We start from the raw sequence: 24324 nt of genomic DNA on the forward strand, positions 1-24324 counted from the left end.
GCCACGCGTCGCGCCCTGCCGGGGTGGGAGGTGCCTTGCTGGGTGGGTGTGTGGGACGGGTTGGACGTGCTGGGACGCGCCACGTGTCGCGCACTGCTGGGCGGGCGGGAGGTGCCATGCCGCGTCGTGTGGGGTGTGCGTTGCGCGTGCCGCCTGCCGGCGCCACGCACTGCGCCGCGCGGGCGGGCGGCACGCCGGGCGGGCGGGTGGCACGCGCGGCGACGGGCGGGCGTGTGGAGCGTGCGGCGCAGGGCGTGCGGGATGTGCTGGGACGCGCTACGTGTCGCGTACTGCTGGGCGGGTGGGAGGTGGCGTACCGCGTTGTGTGGGGTGTGCGGGACGTGCCGGACACGCCGCGACGCGCCATGCACGGCGCCGCGCGGGCGGGGCGGCACGCGTCGCGTCGGGCGGGCGGGTGGCACGCGCGGTGTCGGGCGGGCGTGTGGAGCGTGCGGCGCAGGGCGTGCGGGATGTGCTGGGACGCCCTACGTGTCGCGCACTGCCGGGTGGCTGGGAGGTGGCGTACCGCGCTGTGTGGGGGTGTGGGGCGCATGGACATGCCGGGACGCGCCGCGGGCTGCGCCGCGCGGGGTGTGGCACGTGCTGCGCCGTGCGGGGGTGTGGCACGTGCTGCGTTGCGCGGGGGTGTGGTTTGCGCTGTGTCGGGTGGGTTTGTGGAGCGTGCTGCGTTGGGTGTGCAGGACGCGTTGGATTGTGCTGCACGCTGGCGCATGCGTTTGGAGCGGTGGGTGGGTCAGGGGGCGGGTTGTAGGTGGGTGGTGAGGGTTGTTAGGACGGCGGTGAATTGGGCTCGTTGGGAGGGGGCGTGGAAGAGGCCGTCTTCGCTCAACTCTTTGCGGGTTACGGGGATGCGGACGCAGGCGGCTTCGACGAGGTCGACGCTGGCGTAGCCGAGGACCTTGCGGAGGGAGTCGTGGGCGTCGGCGCCGCCTGTGGGGGCGGCGGGGCCTGAGACGTTGATGTAAGCGACGGGCTTCTCGTAGATCTCGCCGCCGCCGATGGTCCAGTCGAGCAGGTTCTTGAACGAGCCCGGCATCGCGCCCGCGTATTCGGGGGTGCAGATGAGGACCGCGTCGGACTCGCCGATGGCGGTGCGGAGGGCGGCGACGGCGGGGTGCAGGGGGTCGTGGTCGTCGTCGGGGTTGAAGTGGGGCAGGTCGCCCAGGCCCTCATAGAAGACGGTCTCGACGTCCTCGGGCGCCACGTCGGCGACGGTGCGGAGGGCCGCCTCATTCGTGGAACCCGCGCGCAGGCTGCCGCAGACCAGGAGAATTCGATATGTCACAAGCTGACAGTTTAGTCCTTGACGGTGAGCGCGCTGAGATGGAGGCCGGTGAACGCGTCGGAGGTGACGCCGCGCAGGCGTTCGGACCACACGAGGTGGTCGTGCGCGGTCCACAGCGGCATCGCGGGCATGTCGCGCAGCAGGGATGTCTCGGCCATGCGCGCCTGGGTCACGCCGTCCTCGGGAGTGGCCGCGCTCTCGGCCTGGTTGATCAGGTCGGTGGTGTAGTCGTCGCTGTAGCCCGTTCCGGCGTTGAGGAGGGGCTCTAGGGCGGCGACCGGGGCGGGGTAGGCGGGGGTGGAGTGCAGGACGTAGGGGCCGTCCACCTTTTTGTCGGCGACGGCCTTGGCCAGGTCGTTGACCTGGGTGGGCTGGGCGTCGAGCTTGAGTTCCTTGCGCAGCTCGCCCGCGACGACCTTCACCCACGCGGAGTCCGCAGGTTCGTGCCAGATCCGGACCTGGCCCTTGAAACCGCCCGCGTCGGCCATGACTGCGACCGCGGCGCGGGAGTCGTGGACGCACGGGCGGCACGGACCGCTCTCGCGTTTGCCCGGCAGGATTCCGGGCGGGACGAGTGAGTCGGCCGGGCTGGTCTGGTTGCCGAGGGCTCCTTCTGACACCGCGCTCCGGTCGATCGCCATCGACAGCGCCTGGCGTACGGATGGCTCGGCGTAGCGCTTGTCCCACTCGGGGAAGGCCAGGTAGGTCATCGAACGGCCGGGCGGCGCGAGGTGGCGCTTGCGGAAGTCGGCCTCCATCGACCCGTGCTTGTTCGCCGGAACGGCGGTCGCGATGTCGAGGTCACCGGCGCGCACCGCCGAATACTGCTTGGCGGGGTCCGGCATCGCCTTCACCACGATGGTCCGGGCGCCGGGCCGGTCGAGGACGGTCTCGGCCTGGCCGGTCGAACGGATGCTGTACGCGCCGTTGCCGATCGGGCGGCGGCCGTACGACGTCCAGTCGCGTGAACGCAGCACGGAGTCGGGCAGCGGGAAGAACGCCGGGTCGCCGAGCAGGGCGGGGAAGCCGTTCAGGGGGCGGTCGAGCGTGACGGTGAACGTCCGGTCGTCCACCACCTTCAAGCCGTCGATGGGCTTGGACTTCGCCTTGGTGGCCTCGGCCGCCTTGTCGGCCGTTGCGCCCGGGCCCCCTGAGCCGTCCGTCGCGCCCGAGCCGTCCGTTCCGCTCGAGCCGCCCACGGCGCCCGAGCCGCCCACGGCGCCCGAGCCGCCCGAGGCGTTCGAGCCGCCCGAGGCGTTCGAGTCGTCCGTTGGGCCCGAGCTGGCCACGGGGCCCGAGCCGTTCGAGCCGCTCGACCTGTCTGCGGCGCCCGAGCCGCTCGAGCCGTCAGTGGTGCCGGAGTCGCTCGAACCGCCCGTGGCGGCGGCCTTGGCGCCCTTTATGTGGGCGATGTCGGTGAAGAGGCGCGCGCCTGACCAGCCTTCGTGGAGTACGGCGGTCCAGGCCTCGGTGAACGACTCGGCGGTCACGGGCGAGCCGTCCTGGAAGTGCCCGCCGGGCTTGAGCCTCACGGTCCAGACCTTGCGGTCGTCGCTGGTCACCGACTCGGCGGCCGCGTTCACCGGGGCGCCCGTTCGCGGGTCGTAGGAGACCAGGCCGGTCCACACCGCGCTCGCGATCATGCGGCCGGTCATGTCGCGCACGTCGCCGGGGATCAGCGTGGCGGCGGGTACGGCTCCGACCGAAATGCGCGGGTCGGCCGGGTCCTGCATGACCTTCCATGCCACCACCGGGCCGGCGAGCATTACCACCGCGCCGGTGAGCAGGGCCGCCGTACGGGTGGTGCTCCTCATGCCGGGTGAGCGTACGGCACGCCCCACCCGTCCCGGAAGACAGGAGTCAGCCCGGCTCACACTGCTGAGGCCATTTCGTGACTCCCAGGTCATTGATCACCTCGGCAACACCGCTCACACTGGCTTGCAAGATCGTTCAACGTGGAGGCTTGATGTCCCCCCGCAAGTCACTCCCCTCACTTCCTGCCAAGCGGGTCATGCAGGGCACCGGCGCCATCGCCGCCGTGCTGGCGCTGACCGCCGGCACCGCTTGGGCCTGCCCGCCCGAGCCCGGATACCCGCAGACCAAGAGCGCCGACGGCACCGCCGCGGCGCAGGCCGAGGGCCAGAACGTCGGTGGCCACGCCGGTCACTACCGGCGCGTCGACGCGTCCTCGAAGACCAAGTCCGAGGCGATCAAGGGCGTCGAGCGCGTCGGCGGCGTGCCGGACGCCAAGGGCGCCATCTCGCTCATGTTCATCGACTACGGCAAGGGCCGGCACAAGCGCACGGTCCTGTACGCGACGGGCGAGTTCGGCCTGAAGGCGTACGACATCACCGCCGACCCGCGCAGCCCCAAGCTGGTCGGGCAGCTCAACATGCCCGGCATGTGGGAGACCGAGGACACCGACTTCGACCCGAAGCGGAAGATCATCTACCTGTCCCGGGACCCGCGCGCGTTCGGCGGCAACACCAGCACCGGCGAGTCGGGCATCTACATCATCGACGCCTCCAAGCCCGAGGCGCTGAAGCAGATCACCTACGTGAAGGTGCCGGCCGGGCACACCACCACGTGTGTGAACGACTGCCGCTACCTGTGGACCGGCGGGCCCGCCAAGGCCAGCTGGATGCCCGCCGACTGGGGCGGCCGCCCGGTCTGGGTGACCGACGTGCGCAACCCGGCCAAGCCGAAGGTCTACAACGACCCGATCGACACCGGGCGCAACGACGGCAAGACCGACTACACCCACGACATCCAGGTCGACTCCAACGGCGTCGCCTGGGCGTCCGGTCGCGGCGGTGTGCGCGGCTACTACACCAGCGGCAGGCACTGGGACCCGGTGGCCAAGAAGTCCCGTAAGGCGACCGCGTTCGACCCGGTGCCGTACGCGGGCGGCGGCATCGACGAGGCGACCACCAACTCCTCGTTCATGCACAACAGCTTCCGCGCCGTGGGCTCCACCAAGAACCAGGGCGCAGACCCGCGCAAGTGGGGCAACGGCCAGCTGCTCTACATCACCGAGGAGACCTTCAACGACGGGTGCGCCGACGACGGCCTGCTCGTCATCGCCTCGCTGAAGGGCTCCTTCAAGGGTGAGGGCTGGAAGTCCACGCCCGACAAGAAGTTCCGCCTGCACACGGTCTCGACCTGGGGCGTGGCGGGCAAGGAGGGCAGCGACCCGACCAGCACCGACTGCTCAGCGCACTACTTCGCGGTCCGCGACGGCGTGCTGGCCCAGTCGTTCTACTCGCAGGGCACCCGGTTCCTCGACGTCCGCGACCCCACGAACATCAAGCAGGTGGGCTACTTCCGTCCCACCGACGCCGCCTCGTGGGAGCCGTACTGGCACGGTCAGTACGTCTACGTCGCCGACAACACCCGCGGCATCGACGTCCTGAAGCCGACCTTCCGCTAGAGATCCACTACGGTCGTATCGGGCCCGCCTCTGTCCTCCGGAGGCGGGCCTTAGGCCTTTCGGCCCGCAGCCCCCGCCTTCCGGCCCAATGCCTCAGCCTTGAGACGCCAGCCCTCCGCCGTTGGGGGCTGCTTCCCGCCGTCGAGCGGGTGCCCTCGGCCTTCCGGCGGGTGCCTCCGGCCTTCCGGCGGCTGCCTCCGGCCGTTGGGCGGGTGCCTCCCGCCTTCGGGTGTGAGTTCTCCGCCTTGGAGTGCCAGCTTCTCGCCTTCGGGCGTCCGCTTCGGGGGCGGGCTTCGGTGTTCGGGCCGTGTGCTGGACGGGTGGGTCAGCGTGATCGGAGGGCTCGTGATTCGACGGCCTTGGCATGGCCCTCGACGGCGGCTGAGGTGATCGATGCGGCCCAGCGCAGCCTTGTGCCCGTACGGCTGACGATCGAGGCGGGGCGCTCGGGGAGGTGGCGGGCCACGCCGCTGCGGCGGCGCCAGGCCTCGCGGGCGCGCGTACGGTGCTCCAAGCGGACCTGGTCGATCAGGCGGTCCAGGTGCATCACGATCTCGCCGTAAAGGGCCCAGCGCTCCTCGCCGGCCTCGGGGTCGTGCAGCAGGGACGCGAGCGCGTCGCGGTGGGCGCGGGCCGCCATCACGTGCCGTTCGAGGGTGTCCTCCATCGCGGCGGTACGGGCGTTCCGGCGCAGGTCGGAGCGGGCGAGGCGACCGTACGCCGCCATGCTCGCCGCGATCTCCGTCACGGTCGCCGACAGCCGGTCCCGTACGGCGGTGTCGCCGATCAGGCGGTCGTCGTCCTCCAGCCGTGCGATGTCGGCGAGGGCGCGGGTGAGCCCGCGCAGCGACAGCGTGAAGTGCTCCATGGTCTCGACGCCGTTCCGCAGCGCGATCCCGGCGTCCAGCAGGCCGCGGGCGCGCGGGTTGAGGCGGACGCTGTTCTCGGCGGCGCCCAGCTCGGCGTCGGTACGGCCGATGTCGCGGAAGAGTTCCTCGGTCGTCCGCAGCCATCCCTCGGCCTCGCCCTTGGACGGGCCCTGGCTCAGGTCGGCCGCCATCCGATCCAGCAGAGCCGCAAGGCGGTCGCTGAGGTCCTCGACCGCCTCCTGCGCGGGCCGTACGCGCACGGACGGGACCAGCATGGTGGCCAGCAGCCCGGCCGCCGCGCCGATCAGGGTCTCCACGATCCGTTCGGTGCCGATCCCGTTGCCCGCGCCCAGCGCGAAGATCAACATTGCGCTGATCGGCACCTCCAGAACGTGGTCCCCTAGCCGGAGCAGGTGCCCGATCACCAGCGCGACCAGGATCGCGATGCCCAGGCTCCACCACGAGAACCCGACCTCGCCCGCGAGCGCCACCGCGACCAGCACCCCCGAGCCGACGGCGGTGATGCGGGAGACGCTCGACTTGATCGTCTCGTACACCGAGAACTGCACGACCAGCAGTGCGGTCAGCGGCGCCAGCAGTGGCACGGGCCCGTCGTCGGGCAGCACGGCGAGCGCCAGCAGGTAGGCGACCATCGCCGTGACGGTCAGGCGCGTGATGCGGAACGCGGTGGACTGGACCTCGGAGGCGATGCGGAGCGGCGAACGGTGGGCAGGGGCGAAGCGGTGGCTTGCGGTGGTCACCCCTCCACCCAATCCAACTAATTCCAGGCAAAATCCACACACAACGCAAAACCGACACAAAGGATCGGCCGCCTCGCTCAAGCGAGTCTCGATCACCCGCCGCCCCGCGACCCCGCCGTCACTCTGCGTCCATCCCGCCCGTCCCGAACCGTCGCTGCTGAGCTCCGACCTGAAGCTGGGTGATTGGTGGCCGCCGGTCGATCTGCGCTCGCGAGCCGGTCTGCATTCGCTGGCTGGCTTATGTCCGCGGGTCGGTCGGCGTCAGCGGGCTGGTCTGCGTCCGGGGGCAGACCCGCGACTGCAGGCCGACCCCTGCTGGCCGGTCTGTGCGCGCCGGGCCGGTTTGTGTCCGCAGGCTGATCCGCGTCGGCAGGCTGGTCTGTGTCCAGGGGCAGACCCGCGACCGCAGGCCGACCCGCCGGTCGGTCTGCGGCCGGGTGGCCCGAGGTCACAGGTCGACCCGCCGGTTGAGCTGCGTCAGTGGCTGGACTGTGGGCGTGGCCGTTGCCGGGGCTAGCCGGACTGCGGGCGGGGGCCGGCTTGTTGGCGGGCTCGGAAGGCGGCGACGTTGGTGCGGTTGGCGCAGGTTTCCGAGCAGAAGCGGCGGCGGCCGGCGCGTGAGGTGTCGGCGTAGACGCGGTCGCAGCCTTCGGCGGCGCAGACGCCGGTGCGGCCCAGGCCGTACTGGCAGACCAGCTCCGAGAGCTTGACCAGGGTGGCGGCCCGGAAGCGGTCGGGGAGGCGGGCCGACGGTGGGGCGTAGTGCATGTGCACGCCGTGCGGCTCGTGGTCGGCGATGTGCGGGTGCATGGGGATGGCGAGCATCAGGCCGTTCAGCAGGTCCGCCGCCTCGTCCAGGTCGGTGGCCTCGAAGAACGGCCGCAGCGTGCGGCCCCAGGCGCGGAACGAGTCGCCGTCGGCGGTCTCGAAGTCGCGCCAGAAGAACTCGTTGACGCGCAGGAGCTCCCTCAGCGCGTCGTCGCCGTCGTCGCCGTCCGCTGCGGTGACGGCGTTCACGAGCTCGACGGCGGCGGCGACCGCCTTGCTCTTGTATCCGGTTCTCTGCATTGCCTCCAGCCTCGCACACGTGGCATGCTGTAAACGTTATTCTAGATATAAACCTTACAGGCGACAACAGGCGTGATCACGCCGACGAGTGACGGGAACGATGGGATTCAGGTGAGCGACTGCCCGCGTTGCGGCTGGCCAGAGAGCGATACCTACGAGGTGATGTCCCGGCATCTGACCTCCGAGGGCGTGGTGAGCTACACCCGCTGCGCCTGCGGGGAGGTGCAGGTCCGTTTCCAGCCGTACGATGCGGGCCGGGTGGTGACCACCGGCCCGCCCGCACGGTAAGACCCTCAGCGGCGCCAGAAGATCCTCAGTGGCGCCAGCGCGTGGTGGCGGCGATCTCCTCCGGGGTCGCGTCCTCGAACAGCGCGATCTCGCCCCGCCGGACCGTGGCGACCGTGTCGATCACGGCCTCGCCGAACGCCTCGCCCAGCACCGGGTCGGCCTCGAAGGCGGCCACCGTCTCGGCCAGTGAACTCGGGAGCGGCGTGATCCCGCGTGCCGAACGTTCCTTGGAGTCCATCCCGGCCGGGTCGATCTCGACCGGCTCGGGCAGCCGCGCCTTCGCCTCGATCCCGGCCCGCCCGGCGGCCAGCAGCCCCGCCAGCGCCAGGTACGGGTTGGCGGCGGCGTCGAAGCACTTCACCTCGAGATTGGCCGCCTGGGCGCGCTCGCCCATGGCCCCGGTGATGAACCGCAGCGCGGCCTCACGGTTCTCCCGCCCCCAGCAGGCGAACGCGCCCGCCCAGTGCGAGGGGATCAGCCGCAGGTAGCTGGCGACCGACGGCGCGCCGACGGCCAGCAGCGCGGGCAGCCGTTCCAGAACGCCCGCCGCGAACGCCTCGCCCTCGGGCGTCATCCCCGCCGGGCCGGAACCGCCCGCCATCGCGTTGACCGGGCCCTCCGCCGCGTCCTCCTTCCACAGGCTCAGGTGAACGTGACCGCCGTTGCCCACCGAGTCGGCCATCACCTTGGGGGAGAACGAGGCGGCCAGGCCGTGCTCGAACGACACCGCGCGGATCGTCTCGCGGACCAGGACGGCGGTGTCGGCCGCGCCGAGCGGATCCTCGGCCGACACCGACAGCTCCAGTTGCCCCTCGGCGTACTCGGGATGGATCTGGTCGACCGACACCCCGGTCGCGGCCAGCGCCTTCAGCAGGTCCCGCAGGTAGCCCGACACCTCGGAGATGCGCGTCATCCCGTACGCGGGCCCGTTGCAGGCCGGGGTGAAGTCCTCCTCGCCGTCGTCGCCGTCCGACACCGCCCACTCGATCTCGAACGCGGCGCGCACCGACCAGCCCTTCGCGGCCATCCGGGCGATCTCGCGGCGCAGCAGCCCGCGCGCGTCCAGCGGGTGCTCGGCGCCGTCCTGGTCGAACCGTTCGACCGGCGCCCAGGCCCAGCCGGGCAGCGCCGCCATCGGGACCAGCCGGTCCAGGTCCGGGTGCAGCCGCAGGTCGCCGGTCGGCCCGCCCGCGTGCCGGCCCGAGACGATCGAGTCGTCGAGCAGGAACACGTCGAAGACCGGCGACATGCCGACGCCCCACGCCGCCGCGTGCTCCAGCCGGGCCACCGGAACCGCCTTCGTCCGCGTGATGCCGCTGGTATCGACCCATGTCATCGCCACGGCGGTGATGTCTCTTCCGGCCAGATCGGCCGCCGCTACGGCGGCCCGCTCGCCGCGCCTGGTGCGTTCGCCTGCGTCCAGAATCCGCTGAGCGTCTGGGGCGATTTCCACGGTGGGACTCCCGGTTGGAGGATGGTGTTCGGAAGGCGGTTTCGGGCCTCGGTCAGGCCCTTACGGGCATCGTATGAAGACATTCGGCCAGTTTCACGGAGGTGGCGTGTCGTGCTGGAACGGTTGGAGTCGCTGCGGCTGGTGGATCACCACTGCCACGGTGTGGTCGGCCGTGAACTGGATCGTGCCGACTTCGAGTCGATGCTGACGGAGGCGCCTGATACGACGCCGCTCGGCGGCAGCCTGTTCGACTCGCAGGTGGGCTTCGCGCTGCGTCGCTGGTGCCCGTCCGTACTGGATCTGCCCGCGCACGCCGAACCCGACGACTACCTGGCGCGGCGCGCGGAGCTGGGCGCGGCCGAGGTCAACCAGCGGTTCCTGGCCGCGGCCGGGTTGGACGCGCTGTGCGTGGACACCGGCTACACGCCCGAGCCGATCTTGGAACCGGAGGAGCTGGGCAAGCTCGCCGGGGCACGCGCCGCCTACGAGATCGTTCGGCTGGAACGCCTTGCCGAGCAGGTGGCGGCCGAGGAGGTGACCGCCGCCGCCTTCGCGGACGAGGTACGCCGCCGTCTGGACGCCCGGACCGCCGGCAATGGAGGGGCGGCCAGTGAGCGAGCGGCCGGACGGGCGGGAGCCGGCGGGGGAGTGGTCGGCTGCAAGTCGATCGCCGCTTACCGTGCCGGGCTGGAGATGGCGGGTGAACGGCCCACCGAGGTCGAGGTGAAGGCGGCGGCCGGGCGTCTGCTCCGCGAGGCCGAACGTGCGATGGCGGGCAGCGGCGCCTCACCACGTGTGAACGACGAGGTGCTGCACCGCTTCCTGGTGTGGTGCGCGGTCGAACGCGGCCTGCCGGTGCAGTTCCACGTGGGGTACGGCGACTCCGACACCGACCTGCGGCGCGGCGATCCGCTGCTCCTGACCGCCCTGCTGCGTGCGGTCGCACCGACGGGCGTGCCGATCATGCTGCTGCACAACTACCCGTTCCACCGGAACGCGGGCTACCTCGCGCAGGTGTTCCCGAACGTCTTCGTGGACGCGGGCCTGGCCACCCACAACATCGGCCACCGGTCGCCCACGCTGATCGCCGAGCTGCTGGAGCTGGCGCCGTTCGGCAAGGTGCTCTTCTCCTCCGACGCCTACGGGCTGGCCGAGCTCTACTACCTGGGCGCGCTGCTGTTCCGGCGCGGGCTCGGGGCGTTCCTCGGCTCCGGGATCGAGGAGGGCGCCTGGACGGCGGCCGATGCCGAGCGTGTTGCCGACCTGGTCGCGGCGGGAAATGGCCGGCGCGCGTACCGTCTTGATCAAGGGCAGTAGTCTGCCGATGCCGACAAAGAAAATTGAGCATTCAACTAGGGGGCGTGCCATGGCAGTGACCGTTCGCGACAATCCGGAGGCGGGCCGGTTCGAGGTCCACGTGGACGACGAGCTGGCGGGCTTCGCCGAATACCGCGTCCACGACGGGATCATCGACTTCACCCACACCGAGGTCGACGGCAAGTTCAAGGGCCAGGGGCTGGCGGGCACGCTCGTCGAGCAGGCCCTGAACGAGGCGCGTGAACGCGGCCTGTCGGTCCGGCCGTACTGCCCGTACGTCAACAAGTTCATCGTCAAGCACGACGAGTACCGCGACCTCGTCGCCGAGGGCGACCGCGAGAAGTTCGGGCTCGGCGATGGCGGCTGAACGCCCGGCCGATCACGCGGCGGGCCCGGCGGCCGGACGCGCGGCTGAACGGCTGGTGGTCGTCGGGGGCGACGCGGGCGGGATGAGCGCCGCCTCTCAGGCCCGGCGCCGCCGCGACCCCTCCGATCTGCGGATCACGGTGTTCGAGCGCGGCGGCCACACCTCCTACTCCGCGTGCGGCATCCCGTACCTCACCGGCGGCCAGGTCGAGAGCGCCGAGGACCTGATCGTGCGGACGCCCGAGGAGTTCCGCAGCAAGCAGGACATCGACGCCCGCATCGAGCACGAGGTCGTCGAGATCGACCTCGACCGGCGGGCGGTCCGCGTGCGCGACCTCGCTGCCCGGGCCGAACGCTGGGAGGGCTTCGACCAGCTGATCGTGGCCACCGGAGCCGTGCCGCGGCGTCCGCGCCTGCCCGGCGCCGACGCGCAGGGCGTGTACGGCGTGCAGGTCCTGGACGACGGCATCGCGATCCGCCGCGCCCTCGACGAGGACGCGCCGCGCCGGGCCGTCGTGGTCGGCGGCGGCTACATCGGACTGGAGATGGCCGAAGCGCTGGTGCACCGCGGGCTCGAGGTCAGCCTGGTCGACGCCGCGCCGCAGCCCATGAAGACTCTCGACCCCGACATGGGGGCGCTGGTCGCCGACGCCCTGCGGAGCGTGGGCGTGACCCTCTACCTCGGCGAACGGCTGGAGGCGTTCGAGACCTCCGGCGACCGGGTGGACGCGGTCGTCACCGAGGCCCGCACGCTCCCCGCCGACCTGGTGATCCTCGGGATGGGCGTACGGCCGAACACCGAACTCGCGCAGGCTGCCGGGATCGAGACAGGCGTCACCGGCGGCATCGTGACCGACCGGCGGATGCGCACCCGTTCCGAAGGCGTGTGGGCCGCCGGGGACTGCGTGGAGACCCGGCACCTGGTGTCGGGGGCGCCGGTCGCGATCGCGCTCGGCACCCACGCCAACAAGCAGGGCCGCGTCGCGGGCGTCAACATCGGCGGCGGGTACGCCACGTTCCCCGGCGTCGTCGGCACCGCCGTGTCCAAGATCTGCCACGTCGAGGTCGCCAGGACCGGGCTGAACGAGGCAGAGGCCGAGGCCGCCGGTTTCGAGACGCACAGCGTCGTCGTCGAGTCCACGACCCGGGCCGGCTACTACCCGGGCGCCGTGCCGATGAAGACCAAGCTCATCGTCGAGCAGCGTTCGGGTCGCCTGCTCGGCGCCCAGATCGTGGGCGAGGAGGGCGCCGCCAAGCGCATCGACGGCCTGGCCATCGCGCTGTGGAACCGCATGACCGTCGAGCAGATGACCGGCCTGGACCTCGGCTACGCGCCGCCGTTCTCGCCCGTCTGGGACCCGGTGCTGATCGCCGCCCGCAAGGCCGCCGAACGCGTCGAGTCCGCCATGCACACCAACCCCTGACCCCCCTCTGACCAGGTCTAGGCGTCGGGGTGTTCCACCTGGGCCCACAGGCTGGGCAGGTTGACCACGATGCCCTCCTGCGTGCTGCGTGCGATCACCACGACCGCCTCCTCGTCGGGGGAGGGGTTCTCCTCGCGATGCGGCACGTACGGGGGGACGAAGATGTAGTCGCCCGGCTCGGTCTCCAGGCGCACCTCCTCGTCGCCCTCGGCGAACACGAAGACCGGGTGGCCGGACACCACATAGATCGCTGTCTCGGCCTCGCCGTGATGGTGGTCTCCGGAGTTGGTCTCCGGGCCCACGTGGGTGCGTCCCATCCAGAGCCGCTGGGAGCCCACGGTCTTGCCGGAGATCGCCTCGAAGCGCCGCATGCCCGCGGTCTGGGTGGTGTCGGACGTGAGCCCGCCGCCCCTGATGTGCTCGATCCGCTGATGCCAGGTTTCGGTGCCGTCGGTCACGACGCCGATTCTGCCATTTCGCTCAGAACCTCCCCTTGCCGCCTGACATCCGCGGTCGTATATTCGTAGACGGATATACGAGTGCGAGTAGAGGGCGAGGAGTGAGCGCGATGGCGGGCGGACGAGGACGGACGACGCCGCTGGCGCTGGCCGTGCTGACGACGCTCATCGAGGGTCCGATGCACCCGTACGAGATCGCACAGCTTCTCAAGCACCGCGGCAAGGACCAGAGCATCAAGATCCGGTTCGGCTCGCTCTACACGGTGGTGCAGAGCCTGGAGAACCGCGGGCTGGTCGAGGCCGAGGGCACCACGCGGGCCGGACGCCGGCCCGAACGGACCGTCTACCGGATCACCGACGCGGGCCGCGACGAGATCACCGAGGTCATGCGGGAGCTGCTGAGCGAGCCGGTGAAGGAGTACCCGCGGTTCGAGTCGGCGCTGTCGCTGCTCGGCGCGCTGAGCTCCGACGACGTCGCCGAGCAGCTCGGCCGGCGGCTGACGGCCCTGGAGCGGGAGATCGGCGAGATGCGCGCCGCGCTGGCCGATGCTCGCGCGGAGGGCTTCCCTCGGATCTTCCTCCTGGAGGTCGAGTACGCGCTGGCGATGAAGGAGGCCGAGGCCGCCTGGGTCGGAGCCTTCGCCGCGGAACTGGCCGACGGGACGTTCGCCGACCTGGAGGCCTGGCGAGCCTGGCACGACAAGGCGCAACTCCCAGCGGAGGTACGCGAGGCCGAGTGGTTCAAGGAGGACCAGGCCCTCCATGGACACGAAAGCGAGGCCGGCAGGCTCGACGACTGACCTTTGACCACTGAAGAACCCCGGGCGGTGCACCCACTCCGCCAAGAATCGGGCACCGCACCGGGGTCGCGACACCACGAGCCGATGGCCGAGGTGCGGCTTTGCCCAGCTTACCCGGGCCGCCTTCCGCCGATCGGTTCGCTTCACCACCCATCGATCGGAGGAGTACTCCACCATGTCCGCATCCATCGAGGCCCGAGGCCTCGTCAAGACCTATCCGGGCGACGTCCGGGCGCTGGACGGGCTGGACATCACCGTCGGCGCCGGAACGGTCTTCGGGCTGCTCGGCCCGAACGGCGCCGGCAAGTCCACCACCGTCAAGATCCTCACCACCCTGGCCCGGCCCGACGAGGGGACCGCCCTCGTCGAGGGCATCGACGTGCTGCGGCGACCGGACCAGGTGCGGCACGTGATCGGCGTCGTCGCGCAGAACTCCGGCAGCGACCTCGGCGCGACCGGCCGCGAGAACCTCATCCTCCAGGGACGCCTGTACGGGATGGGTGCGGCGGCCAAGACCCGCGCCGACGAGCTCATTGAGCGGCTCGACCTCACCGAGTTCGCCGGCCGCATGGTCAAGACCTACTCCGGCGGCATGCAGCGCCGCCTCGACGTGGCGCTCGGGCTGATGCACCGGCCGGCAGTCCTCTTTCTGGACGAGCCGACCAGCGGCCTGGATCCCGAGTCGCGGACCGCACTGTGGCGGGAGGTCTCCCGGCTGGCGGGTGACGAGGGGCTGACCGTCCTGCTCACCACGCATTACCTGGAGGAGGCCGACCGGCTCGCCGACCACGTGGCCATCGTGGACCGCGGCCGGGTCGTGGCGCAGGGAACGCCCGACCAGCTCAAGGGCGGCCTGCACGGCGACGCCGTCCATCTGGAGCTTCCCGCGGGCGCCGATCTCGACGCCGCGCGCCGCGCGCTGGCGAGCCTGCCGGGCGTCCAGGAGGTGCGCCTCTCGGGCCGGAGCCTGAGCGCCCGCAGCGACGACGCGGCCGGCATGGTCCCGGTGATCCTCGCCGCGCTGCAGCAGGCAGGAACGTCCGCCGCGTCGGTCACCGTCGCGCGGCCCTCACTCGACGACGTCTACCTGAGGCACACCGGCCGCCGCTATCACGACGCGGAGGCCGACGCCGGCGACGAAGCAGAAGCCCTCGTCACGGAAGGAGCGGGCCGATGACCACCGCCTCACTCGGCACCACGTTCACCCACACCTGGTACCTCACCGGCCGTCGCCTGCACGCGGTGCTGCGGCAGCCCGCGCTCGTCGTCGGGAACGTCGTCCAGCCCGCGATTTGGCTGTTCCTGTTCGGGTCGCTGTTCAAGCGGGTCGTCGAGATCCCCGGCTTCGGCGGCGGCTCGTACCTGGACTACCTGATCCCCGGCATCGTCGCCATGAACGCGATGAACGCCAACATGTTCGCCGGCATGGGCGCGATCGACGAGATCGACCGCGGCACGCTGAACCGGTTCCTGGTCTCTCCGGCGAGCCGCGTCGCGCTGATGAACGCCAACGTGGTCGAGCAGATCGTCAACACGGCCGTCCAGTCGGCGATCATCCTGGTGCTCGGGTGGCTCGCGGGCGCGCACCTGCCCGGCGGCGCGGCCGGGATCGCCGTGGTGGTCGGCGCGTCGATGCTGGTCGGCGTCGTGTTCGGCGCGCTGTCGAACGCGGCGGGCATGGTCCTGCGCAAGCGGGAGGCGATCATCGGGATCTACATCATGCTCATGCTGCCGCTGACGTTCCTGTCGTCGGCGTTCATGCCGACCAAGCTGATGCCCGGCTGGATGAGCCGCATCGCGGCCTGCAACCCGCTCGACTGGGCGGTGCGCGCGGGCCGTTCGGCGCTCAGCGCGGACCCCGACTGGGCGTTCGTGAGCGTCCGTGTCGGCGGGCTGCTGGTCGTCGCGGTCGCGTGCGTCGCCCTCTCGGTCGCCACGTTCCGCGCCTACCAGAAGAGCGTCTGACCGATGCGGACCCGGGCCTATGAACGCCGGGCGGATCAGTGCGTGTCGACGATCAGGGTCTGCAGGCCGCGGCCGAACGTCCCGGACGCGTCGGCGAGCTCGGTGTCGGCGAGCGCGCTGCCGCCCGGCTGGGCCTGGAGGCGGGACCGCATGTTGATCCACTCGCCGACCGGATCCCGGTTCAGCGCGACGGTGAGGTCGGTGTTGATGACCATCCACTTGGCGAAGTCGAGCTGGCTGCCGACGCCCGAGCCGCTGTCGGCGAGCACGAGCGTGCGGACCAGCGGCGAGTCGTCCTCGCCGGCCATGAGCGGGATGCGCGGACGGCCCCACACCTCGCCGGGGCCGGGCTGGGCGAACGAGCCCCGCACGAACCGCCACTCGATCGACGACAGGTAACCGTCCAGATGCGCCCCCGGCCAGCCGCTCAGGCCGGGGGCACCGGGCCCCGGCAACGGCGCGGGAGCCTCGGCGTTGTCGATCGGCTCCAGCTCGGCGGGCGCCTCGGCGATGCGCCAGGCCCGCGCCCGCACGATCGGGCTGTCCGCACGGCCGTCGCCGTCGCCGGAGAACAGCTCGCCCTCCAGCAGGCTGACCCGGCGGCCGGGCCGGACGACGCGGGTGGCGACCCGCAGCGGAGCGACCGGGACGGGCCCGAGGATCTCGACCGTCACCCGCGCGACGCGGGTGCCATGGCGTTCGAACGCGCGCCCGATGAGCGCGGAGACCGGACCCCCGTGCTGGAACCCTGGCGACCACGGACCGGCGGTCGAGGGGGAGCTGGCGAACAGGTCGGTGTCCAGTGGTTCATAGAACGCCTCGATCGTCATAGAACAAAATTCTAGAGCGCCCGTTCAGTACGTCGGCGTCCGGCTGAAGATCGGGTGATCTCACCGCCAAATGTCGGCCTCGTCCCATAGCGTGAGGCGCTATGGACGCTCCCCACATCTCCGCGCCGGAAGGCGAGGACGCCCTCGTGCTGCCCGCCGCCTGGCTGCGCCGCCTGCACCCCCGGCACGGCGGCATCCCCGTCGCGGGGATCAAGCTCGACCGGAGCGCCCCCGAGACCGTCGCCGAGCTGGTCAGAGCGTCCGAGCGGCTGCTGGAGGGGGTCTTCGCCTGCGGCGGCAGCGCCCCCGAGCTGGTCGAGGCCGCGCGGCGTCACCTGGGCGGCGAACCCGATCCGCTGGGCGCGGCCGTCGTCACCGACATCTCGCGGTCGCAGCGCCGCGACGCCAACCACGAACCGGGCCTCGACGCCTGGGTGGTGGAGCACGGGCTGGCCTTCGCCGCGTGCGCGTTCGTCGAGCTCGCCACGTTCACCGTGAACATCGACTCGCGCCGGGACGACTACCTGGCGCTCCGGTTCTGGAACGGCGACACGCCGCGCCACCCATGGTGGACCCAGCAGCGGCTCGCACGCCGCATGCGCACGCTGGTGGCCGCCGCGAGCGACGCCGAGTACGAGGAGATCGAGGCCCGGCTCGCCGAGCACCGCACCACGCGGCAGCGGCGGATCGTCGCGTCCTACCTCGTGCCGGCCCGGCAGGACTGGGCCGACGAGTGCAGTGGCGAGCCGCCGACGGAGTACTTCGAGCGTCCGCTGCAGTGGATGCTGCGGTGCGCCCTCGGCTCGTCGCGGCTGCTCGACCGGCTCGACCGGCTCGGCCACCAGATCCGGCTCGACTGGGCCGACGACAGCAACCTGGACGTCATCGCGACGATGACCGAGGGACTCGGCCCCGCCCTCATCCCGGTCCTCATCGAGGCGCTCGACTCCGACCGGGGCAGCAACGACCACAACAAGGAACGTGCCGAGGCCCTCGCCGTCCTGCCCACCGACGAGGCGTTCGAGGCGCTGGTGGCCCGGGTCGATCGCGCGTACGTGCCGCCCGTCCTGCTGGAGGCGATGCGGCGCTTCCCCGTTCGCGCGCTCAGGCTCCTGTCCGCCGCCTCCGCGGCCGCCACCCCCACGAGCAAGTCCGGGAAGACGATCACCGAACTGCTGACCGGCCACGTACTGGCCAACGCCGAGCTGACGGCGGCCATGCTGCCGAACCTTCCCGACGAGGCGCGGGCGGTCGTCGAGCGCATCGCGGAGGACAACGTCCGCGTCGAGGCCGCGCCCGCCGACGCCCTCCCGCCCCTGCTGCTCGACGCGCCGTGGACCCGCAAGCGCAGCGCCGCCAAGCCGGTCGTCATCGCGGACCTGCCCGCGCCGTCCGACCCGGCGATCGTGTGGGCGCCGGGCGAACGCGAGAAGTGGGCCGACGACACCACCGGCGAATACTGGAGCCCTGTGCCCGGCGTGGACTGGGTCAAGGAGGTCCAGGACTTCCGCGAGGGCAAGCTGAAGTACTGGTCGAACGAGGTGAGCCTGTTCGTCGGCGGACCCGAGGAGCTCGTCCGGCCGTTGCTGGCGGCCTGGCGGCCGAGGGCGCAGTGGGACGCGTCCGCCTGGATGAAACCGATCATCGCCCGCTTCGAGTTCGAGGCGCTCCCGCAGGCCTTGCTGGCCGCCGAGACCAACGCCTCGTCGAACGCCGCCCTCCTGGTCCCGTTCGCCGACGAGCAGGTGGCCGGGCTGATGGCCGGCTACCTGGCGCGGCACAAGTCCGCCCGGCCCGCCGCCATCGCCTGGCTGACACGCCACGAGGTCCATGCCGCGCGCCTGCTGATCCCCGTCGCGCTCGGCAAGGCGGGCAGGGCCCGCCGCGACGCCGAGGGTGCGCTGTTCCTGCTCGCCGGCAAGCTCGGGCCTCAGCCGATCGTCGACGCGGCACGCGAGCACGGCGACAAGGCCGCCACCGCGATCGAGGCGCTGCTCGCGACCGACCCGTTGGAGCAGCTCCCGGCCAAGATCCCCGCCGTGGGGGAGTGGGCCGACCCGGCGGTGCTCCCGCAGGTGCTGCTGCGCGAGGGCGGGCAGGCCCTGCCGGACGCCGCGGCCGCGCACCTCATCACCATGCTGGCGATGTCCAAGCCCGGCGACGTCTACGCCGGGCTCGACGTGGTCGGCGACCTGGCCACCCCGGAGTCGCTGGCCGACTTCTCGTGGGGCCTGTTCCAGCGGTGGCAGGCGTCCGGCGGCCCGTCCAAGGAGAGCTGGGCGATGACGCAGCTCGGCTGGCTGGGCGACGACGAGACCGTGCGCCGCCTCACCCCGCTGATCCGCGCCTGGCCGGGCGAGGGCGGCCACAAGAAGGCGGTGAACGGGCTGGAGATCCTGGCCGAGATCGGCACCGACGTCGCGCTCATGCACCTGCACGGCATCGCCCAGAAGGTGAAGTTCAAGGGCCTCAAGACCAAGGCCCAGGAGAAGATCGACCAGGTGGCGGCCGACCTCGGCCTCACCCCCGAACGCCTCGCCGACCGGCTGGTGCCCGACTTCGGCCTCGAAGTCGATGGCACGCTCACCCTCGACTATGGCCCGCGCCGCTTCACGGTCGGCTTCGACGAGCATCTGAAGCCGTTCGTCGCCGACGAGGACGGCAAGCCGCGCAAGGCGCTGCCCAAACCGGGCGCCAAGGACGACGCCGAGCTGGCCCCCGCCGCCTACAAGGCGTTCTCCGCGCTGAAGAAGGACGTCCGCTCCGTCGCCGCCGACCAGGTCTCCCGCCTGGAGAACGCGATGGTGAGCCGGCGCCGCTGGACCGCCGCCGAGTTCCGCGACCTGTTCGTGGTCCACCCGCTGCTCTGGCACATCGTGCGCCGCCTGGTCTGGCTCGCCGAGGACGGCGGCAAGACGACCACGTTCCGGATCGCCGAGGACCGTACGGCGGCCGACGTCGACGACGAGATCGTCACGGTCCCCGACTCGGCCGAGATCGGCATCGCCCACCCGCTCGACCTCGGCGCCGACCTGGAGGCCTGGTCGGAGGTGTTCGCCGACTACGAGATCCTCCAGCCGTTCCCCCAGCTCGGCCGCCCGGTCCACGCGCTGACCGATGAGGAGGCCGAGAGCGGGCGGCTGACCCGCTTCGAGGGGCTGACGGTGCCGTTCGGCGACGTCCTGGCGCTGATGAAGCACGGCTGGGAGCGCGGCGTCCCGCTGGACGCGGGCGTCGAACGCTGGATCTCGCGCCGCGTTCCCGGCAACCGCCACGTCGTCATCGACCTCGATCCGGGCTTCGCCGTGGGCCTGCTCACCGAGTTCCCCGAGCAGAAGCTCGACTACGTCTGGCTCGCCGACAAACCGAACGACTACCACCCCCGCGTGGGCACCCGGCTCCGGTTCGGCGACCTCGATCCGGTGACGGCCAGCGAGATCCTCGCCGACCTGACCGCGCTCGCCGACGTGGCCCGCTGACAGGTGGGCATCCCCGACGAGGACGTGCTCGTCCTCCCCCACGAGTGGCTGCGCCGCATGCACCCGCGGCGCGGCGGCGTCCGCGTTCCCACCGCCGAGGTCGATCACGCCCTGGCCGGGGAGGCGCGGACTCTGGCAGCCGAGTCGCTTCCGCTGCTGGAACGGGTGCTCGGGCATCCTGCGACCGGCGCCGATCTCGTCGCGCGGACCAGGGCCCACCTCGCGGGCGAGGCGGACCCGGCGGGGGCCGCGGCCGTGGCGATGGTGGCCGCGTCGTCGATGTGGCTGTGGGACGAGGAACGCCTGTCGGGCTTTGTGGACGTGTGGGTGGACGACCACGGCCCGGCGTTCGCCGCCTGCGCGTTCGCCGAGTACGGCCGCGTCGTCCGTACGGGGTCCCGGCACCGGCTCGGGCCGCTCGAAGGCATCGGCCTGGCGGAGGGACCGGCCGCCGAGGGGCGCTGGCCGCTGGAGACGTTCGCCCGCCGGATGCGCACGTTCCTCGCCACCTGCCCCGACGACGACTATCGGCAGGCGGTCGAGGCGCTGGCCGGGCATCGCGTCACGTCCGCCCAGCGCATCATGGTCGCCTACCTGGCGCCGACCCGCGTGGACTGGGTGGACGAGTGCTGCGAGCACCCGCTGCAGGGCGCCGCCGAGGTCTTCCTCCAGGAGGCGCTGGCGTGCGCGCTGGGCACGGCGAGCCAGGCCGAGACGGTCGGGGACTGGGACATCCTCGGCTGGAACGGTTTCCGCCCCGGCGTGGTCGCCACCCTCCTCGACGGGGTCGGTGAGGCGGCCGTCCCGATACTGACCAGGGCGCTGCGCTCGCACCTGAGCGACGAGGACTTCGCGACGCTGACCGAGGCGCTGATGATCCTGCCGTCCGACGCGGCGTTCAGCGCCCTCGCCGACCGGCTGGAGCAGAAACGGTTCCAGCCGGTCGTCCGCGCCGCCATGCACCGCCACCCGGTACGGGCCGCGCGCATGCTGGCCCCCGTCGCGTGCGGGCCGTCCGGCTCGACCGGGGGATCCGGCTCGTCCGACCTCGCCGCGATGCTGATGTCGGCCCATCTGCGCGCCTACTCCTACGTGCTGGCCGATCTCCCCAACGATGTGCGCGAGCGGCTGCGGCCCATCTCGTCGACGGTCGAGGGGGTCGAGGAGGCGACGCCGGACGAGGTGCCGCGCTTCCTGGCCGAACCGCCGTGGACGCGCCGCCGGACCCGCCGCAAGCCGTTCGTGCTGGAGGGCCTCCCCGAGTCCCGCGAGCAGCGCATGGCCTGGACGCCGGGCGAACGGGAGCGCTGGGGCGAGGGCTCGCGCTGGTGGGCCGACTACTGGACCGGCCGCGACGACGTCGACTGGGACCACGAGGTCGCCCGCTGCCGGCTCGGCCGCGTCGGGCCCGACTCGATGGGGGGCCTGTTCGCGATCGCCCCGGAGGCGACGCTCCGCCCGCTGCTGACCGCCTGGGACCCCGACCCCGCCGGCGCCGGCCGGTGGATGCAGCCGCTGATCAGCCGGTTCGGCCTGGACGCGCTGCCGCTGGCGCTCACCATCGCCGACCAGGTGCCCGCCGCGTTCGGAGGACTCCTCCTGCCGTTCTTCGACGCCGAGGTCGCCTGGGTGATGTCGGACTGGCTCGCTCGGCTGCGGGCCTCGGGCGTCTTCGCGCGGCGCTGGTTCGCCCGGCACGGCCTGGACGCGGTGCCGCTGCTGCTGCCCGCCGCGCTCGACCGGCCCGGTGGGGACCGTACCAACGCCGAGGGCGCGCTCCGCCTGCTCGCCGCGACGCACGGCACACAGCCGATCATCGAGGCGGCGCGGGCGCACGGCGACGACGCGGCGGCGGCCGTCGGGAACGTCCTGGCCGCCGACCCGCTGGAGGTCCTGCCGTCCAGGGTCCCCAAGGTCGGCCCCTGGGCCGATCCCGAGTTGCTCCCGCCGCTGCTCCTGCGCGAGATCGGCCGCGCGCTGCCGTTCGACGCGGTCCGGCACGTGCTGACCCTGCTGGCGATGTCCAAGCCGGGGGAGCCGTACGCCGGGATCGACGCGCTCAAGCAGCTGTGCGACCCGCGATCGCTCGCCGCGTTCTCCTGGGCCGTCTTCCAGCAGTGGCGGCTGCACGGCATGCCCGCCAAGGACGGCTGGGCGCTGACGCAGCTCGGCCGGTGCGGCGACGACGAGACCGTACGGCGGCTCGCGCCGGTGATCCGCGCCTGGCCGGAGGAACGGTCCCACGCCCGCGCGGTCGCGGGACTGGACGTGCTGGCCGAGATCGGGACCGACGTGGCGCTCATGCACCTGTTCGGCCTCACCCGCAAGATGCGGTCCAAGACGTTCACCACCCGCGTCCACGAGAAGATCTCCGAGGTCGCCGCCGCGCGCGGGCTCAGCGCGGACCAGCTCGCCGACCTCGCCGTGCCCGACTTCGGGCTCGACGCCGACGGTGGCCTGACGCTCGACTACGGGCCGCGCGGCTTCCGGGTCGATTTCGACGAGCGGCTCAGGCCTCAGGTCACCGAGGAGAACGGCCGGCGCCGCACCGACCTGCCCAAGCCCGCCGCGTCCGACGACCCCGTGCTCGCTCCCGCCGCCAAGCGGCGCTTCAGTGAGCTGAAGAAGGAGGTCCGCGCGGTCGCCGACGAGCAGATCCGCAGGCTGGAAGAGGCCATGGTGCGGGGCCGTCGCTGGTCGCTAGAGGAGTTCCGGTGCGGCCTGCTCGACCATCCGCTCATCTGGCACATCGCCCGGCGGCTGGTCTGGCTGGCGGACGGCCCGGACGGTCTGGATGGCGCGGACGACACGGGCGGTGCGAGCGGAACGGCGTTCCGGCTCGCCGAGGACCGGACGTTCGCCGACGTCGAGGACAACGCCTTCGCGCTCCTGGACGGCGAGGCGCAGATCTCCATCGCGCACCCGGTCCGGCTCGGGGACGACCTGGAGGCCTGGACGGAGATGTTCGCCGACTACGAGATCCTCCAGCCGTTCGACCAGCTCGGCCGCCCGGTCTTCACGCTGACCGAGGAGGAACGGCGGAGCGGGCTGCTGCGCCGGTTCGAGGGGAAGACGGCTCCGTACGGGCGGGCCAAGGGCCTGTCACAGGGCCGCTGGAGCGAGACCGGCAGCGGCTGGATCGCGCGCGAGCTGCCCGGCGGCCCCTACGTGGTGGTCGGCCTGAGCCCGGGCATCGGCTCGGCCGGCGCCCGCGCCGACTACCCCGACCAGGTCATCACCGACGTCTGGCTGGCGGGACGTCCGGGCCGCTACCGCCTCGGCGCCGAGGGCTCGCTGACCTTCGGAGGCCTGGACCCCGTCACGGCCTCCGAGATCCTGCACGACCTGACCAGGCTGACCCGCGACGAGCGGAACTGAGCGAACCGAGCGGAATTGGGATGACCGAGACCACCGAGACGACCGAAGAGAAGCTGCAGCGGCCCCCGGCGGAGGTGCGGTTCGCCGACGAGCTGGCGCTGCTGCGCGAGGGCGACGCGGACGCGCCGCGACCGCCCGGATGGGCGCTCAGCATGGAGGCCGCCCGCCGGTTCATCGTGGGCGACGAGGTGCGCGGCATCCACCGCAAGTTCGTCGGCGACCCGTCGCTGATCGACCGGGCGCTGGTGACGCTGGCGACCAGCCGCGGGCTGATGCTGGTCGGCGAGCCCGGCACCGCCAAGTCGCTGCTCTCAGAACTGATCGCGGCGGCGGTGAGCGGCGACTCGACGCTGACCATCCAGGGCGGCGCCGCCACCACCGAGGACCAGATCAAGTACTCCTGGAACTACGCGCTGCTGGTCTCCGAAGGGCCGTCGCCCAGGTCGCTGGTGCCCGCGCCGATGCTGAACGGCATGGCCGAGGGCAAGATCGTGCGGTTCGAGGAGATCACCCGCTGCCCGCTGGAGGTCCAGGACTCGCTGCTGTCCCTGCTGTCGGAACGCGTGCTGGCCGTTCCCGAGCTCGCGGGCGCCGATTCGATGGTCTTCGCGCGCGAGGGCTTCAACGTCATCGCGACCGCCAACACCCGCGACCGCGGAGTCAACGAGATGAGCGCGGCGCTGAAGCGGCGGTTCAACTTCGAGACCGTGTTCCCGATCGCCGACTTCCAGACCGAGCTCGACCTGGTCGAGTCGGAGGCGTCCGCGCTGCTGGAACGGTCGGGCGTGGCCGTGCCGCCGCGCCGCGACGTGCTGGAGGTCCTGGTCACCACGTTCCGCGAGCTGCGCGGCGGAATGACGGCCAAGGGCGAGGCGATGGAACGGCTGTCCACGGTGATGAGCACCGCCGAGGCCGTCTCGGTCGCGCACGCGATCGGCGTGCGCGGCTGGTTCCTGCGGGGCGAGCACGGCACCCCCTCCGACATCGTGGAGTGCCTGGCCGGAACGGCGGCCAAGGACAACGCCGACGACCTGGCGAGGCTGCGCCGCTACCTGGAGCAGCAGGCCAAGGCGCGGCCGGGCGCGCAGTGGAAGGCCCTGTACGAGGCCCGGCACCGGCTCCCGGGCTGATG

The 24324-nt window shown here is 72.0% G+C and carries 18 protein-coding genes; 11 read left to right on the plus strand and 7 right to left on the minus strand.

The window, feature by feature from the left end:
• Window positions 1-754 precede the first annotated feature (754 nt).
• Window positions 755-1306, minus strand: coding sequence for an NADPH-dependent FMN reductase (locus J4573_RS26210; protein ID WP_208258520.1), 552 nt, complete (start codon window positions 1304-1306; stop codon window positions 755-757).
• Between the two features lie 11 nt (window positions 1307-1317).
• On the minus strand, window positions 1318-3120 hold the full coding sequence (locus J4573_RS26215) for a peptide ABC transporter substrate-binding protein (protein ID WP_208258521.1): 1803 nt from the start codon (window positions 3118-3120) through the stop codon (window positions 1318-1320).
• Between the two features lie 152 nt (window positions 3121-3272).
• On the opposite strand from J4573_RS26215, the gene J4573_RS26220 reads away from it, so the two are divergent.
• Window positions 3273-4736, plus strand: a complete 1464-nt coding sequence (locus J4573_RS26220; RefSeq protein ID WP_208258522.1) for an LVIVD repeat-containing protein — start codon at window positions 3273-3275, stop codon at window positions 4734-4736.
• Between the two features lie 325 nt (window positions 4737-5061).
• Here J4573_RS26220 and J4573_RS26225 read toward each other — a convergent pair whose 3' ends face one another.
• Window positions 5062-6366, minus strand: a complete 1305-nt coding sequence (locus tag J4573_RS26225) for an aromatic acid exporter family protein (protein WP_307796898.1) — start codon at window positions 6364-6366, stop codon at window positions 5062-5064.
• A 513-nt stretch (window positions 6367-6879) separates the two neighbouring features.
• Window positions 6880-7434: a CGNR zinc finger domain-containing protein gene (locus tag J4573_RS54220; protein WP_243773613.1), complete on the minus strand. Its 555-nt coding sequence runs from the start codon at window positions 7432-7434 to the stop codon at window positions 6880-6882.
• 162 nt (window positions 7435-7596) lie between these two features.
• Here J4573_RS54220 and J4573_RS55495 point away from each other — a divergent pair, with 162 nt between their 5' ends.
• On the plus strand, window positions 7597-7722 hold the full coding sequence (locus tag J4573_RS55495) for a hypothetical protein (protein WP_279575590.1): 126 nt from the start codon (window positions 7597-7599) through the stop codon (window positions 7720-7722).
• A 25-nt stretch (window positions 7723-7747) separates the two neighbouring features.
• Here J4573_RS55495 and J4573_RS26240 read toward each other — a convergent pair whose 3' ends face one another.
• Window positions 7748-9175 carry a type I glutamate--ammonia ligase gene (locus J4573_RS26240; protein ID WP_208258523.1) on the minus strand — a complete coding sequence of 476 codons (1428 nt, stop codon included), beginning with the start codon at window positions 9173-9175 and terminating at the stop codon, window positions 7748-7750.
• A gap of 111 nt (window positions 9176-9286) precedes the next feature.
• Here J4573_RS26240 and J4573_RS26245 point away from each other — a divergent pair, with 111 nt between their 5' ends.
• Genes J4573_RS26245 through J4573_RS26255 form a run of 3 tightly spaced genes read left to right on the plus strand, consistent with a single transcriptional unit; the run spans window position 9287 to window position 12282 of the window.
• Complete coding sequence (locus J4573_RS26245; protein WP_208258524.1) at window positions 9287-10492, plus strand: amidohydrolase family protein; 1206 nt, start codon at window positions 9287-9289, stop codon at window positions 10490-10492.
• Window positions 10493-10541: 49 nt separating this feature from the next.
• A complete protein-coding gene (locus tag J4573_RS26250) occupies window positions 10542-10859 on the plus strand; it encodes a GNAT family N-acetyltransferase (RefSeq protein WP_208258525.1) in 318 nt (105 codons plus the stop codon).
• On the plus strand, window positions 10849-12282 hold the full coding sequence (locus J4573_RS26255; protein ID WP_208258526.1) for an FAD-dependent oxidoreductase: 1434 nt from the start codon (window positions 10849-10851) through the stop codon (window positions 12280-12282). Before J4573_RS26250 ends, J4573_RS26255 begins: the two co-directional genes overlap by 11 nt.
• A 17-nt stretch (window positions 12283-12299) precedes the next feature.
• Here J4573_RS26255 and J4573_RS26260 read toward each other — a convergent pair whose 3' ends face one another.
• Window positions 12300-12740, minus strand: coding sequence for a cupin domain-containing protein (locus J4573_RS26260; RefSeq protein WP_208258527.1), 441 nt, complete (start codon window positions 12738-12740; stop codon window positions 12300-12302).
• 110 nt (window positions 12741-12850) lie between these two features.
• Between J4573_RS26260 and J4573_RS26265 the strand changes: the two genes are divergently transcribed.
• The 3 genes from J4573_RS26265 to J4573_RS26275 all read left to right on the plus strand — a co-directional run bounded on the left by J4573_RS26265 (window position 12851) and on the right by J4573_RS26275 (window position 15505).
• A complete protein-coding gene (locus tag J4573_RS26265; RefSeq protein WP_208258528.1) occupies window positions 12851-13540 on the plus strand; it encodes a PadR family transcriptional regulator in 690 nt (229 codons plus the stop codon).
• A gap of 175 nt (window positions 13541-13715) precedes the next feature.
• Window positions 13716-14717 (plus strand): ATP-binding cassette domain-containing protein, encoded by a 1002-nt coding sequence (locus J4573_RS26270; protein WP_208258529.1) that lies wholly within the window; start codon window positions 13716-13718, stop codon window positions 14715-14717.
• Window positions 14714-15505: an ABC transporter permease gene (locus tag J4573_RS26275; protein ID WP_208258530.1), complete on the plus strand. Its 792-nt coding sequence runs from the start codon at window positions 14714-14716 to the stop codon at window positions 15503-15505. Before J4573_RS26270 ends, J4573_RS26275 begins: the two co-directional genes overlap by 4 nt.
• Window positions 15506-15540: 35 nt before the next feature.
• Here J4573_RS26275 and J4573_RS26280 read toward each other — a convergent pair whose 3' ends face one another.
• Entirely contained in the window at window positions 15541-16335 is a 795-nt protein-coding gene (locus J4573_RS26280; RefSeq protein ID WP_208258531.1) for a thioesterase family protein, read from the minus strand.
• 101 nt (window positions 16336-16436) lie between these two features.
• On the opposite strand from J4573_RS26280, the gene J4573_RS26285 reads away from it, so the two are divergent.
• The 3 genes from J4573_RS26285 to J4573_RS26295 are packed head-to-tail and all read left to right on the plus strand — an operon-like array spanning window position 16437 to window position 24322.
• Window positions 16437-19814, plus strand: coding sequence for a DUF4132 domain-containing protein (locus J4573_RS26285; protein ID WP_208258532.1), 3378 nt, complete (start codon window positions 16437-16439; stop codon window positions 19812-19814).
• Between the two features lie 3 nt (window positions 19815-19817).
• Window positions 19818-23192 carry a DUF4132 domain-containing protein gene (locus tag J4573_RS56200; protein ID WP_208258533.1) on the plus strand — a complete coding sequence of 1125 codons (3375 nt, stop codon included), beginning with the start codon at window positions 19818-19820 and terminating at the stop codon, window positions 23190-23192.
• 20 nt (window positions 23193-23212) lie between these two features.
• The gene (locus J4573_RS26295; RefSeq protein WP_208258534.1) at window positions 23213-24322 is read left to right on the plus strand and encodes an AAA family ATPase; all 1110 of its coding nucleotides are present in this window, start codon (window positions 23213-23215) and stop codon (window positions 24320-24322) included.
• Window positions 24323-24324 lie beyond the last annotated feature (2 nt).

Origin of the sequence: Actinomadura barringtoniae, assembly GCF_017573505.1 — a bacterium.
In the GTDB taxonomy this organism is placed as follows: domain Bacteria; phylum Actinomycetota; class Actinomycetes; order Streptosporangiales; family Streptosporangiaceae; genus Spirillospora; species Spirillospora barringtoniae.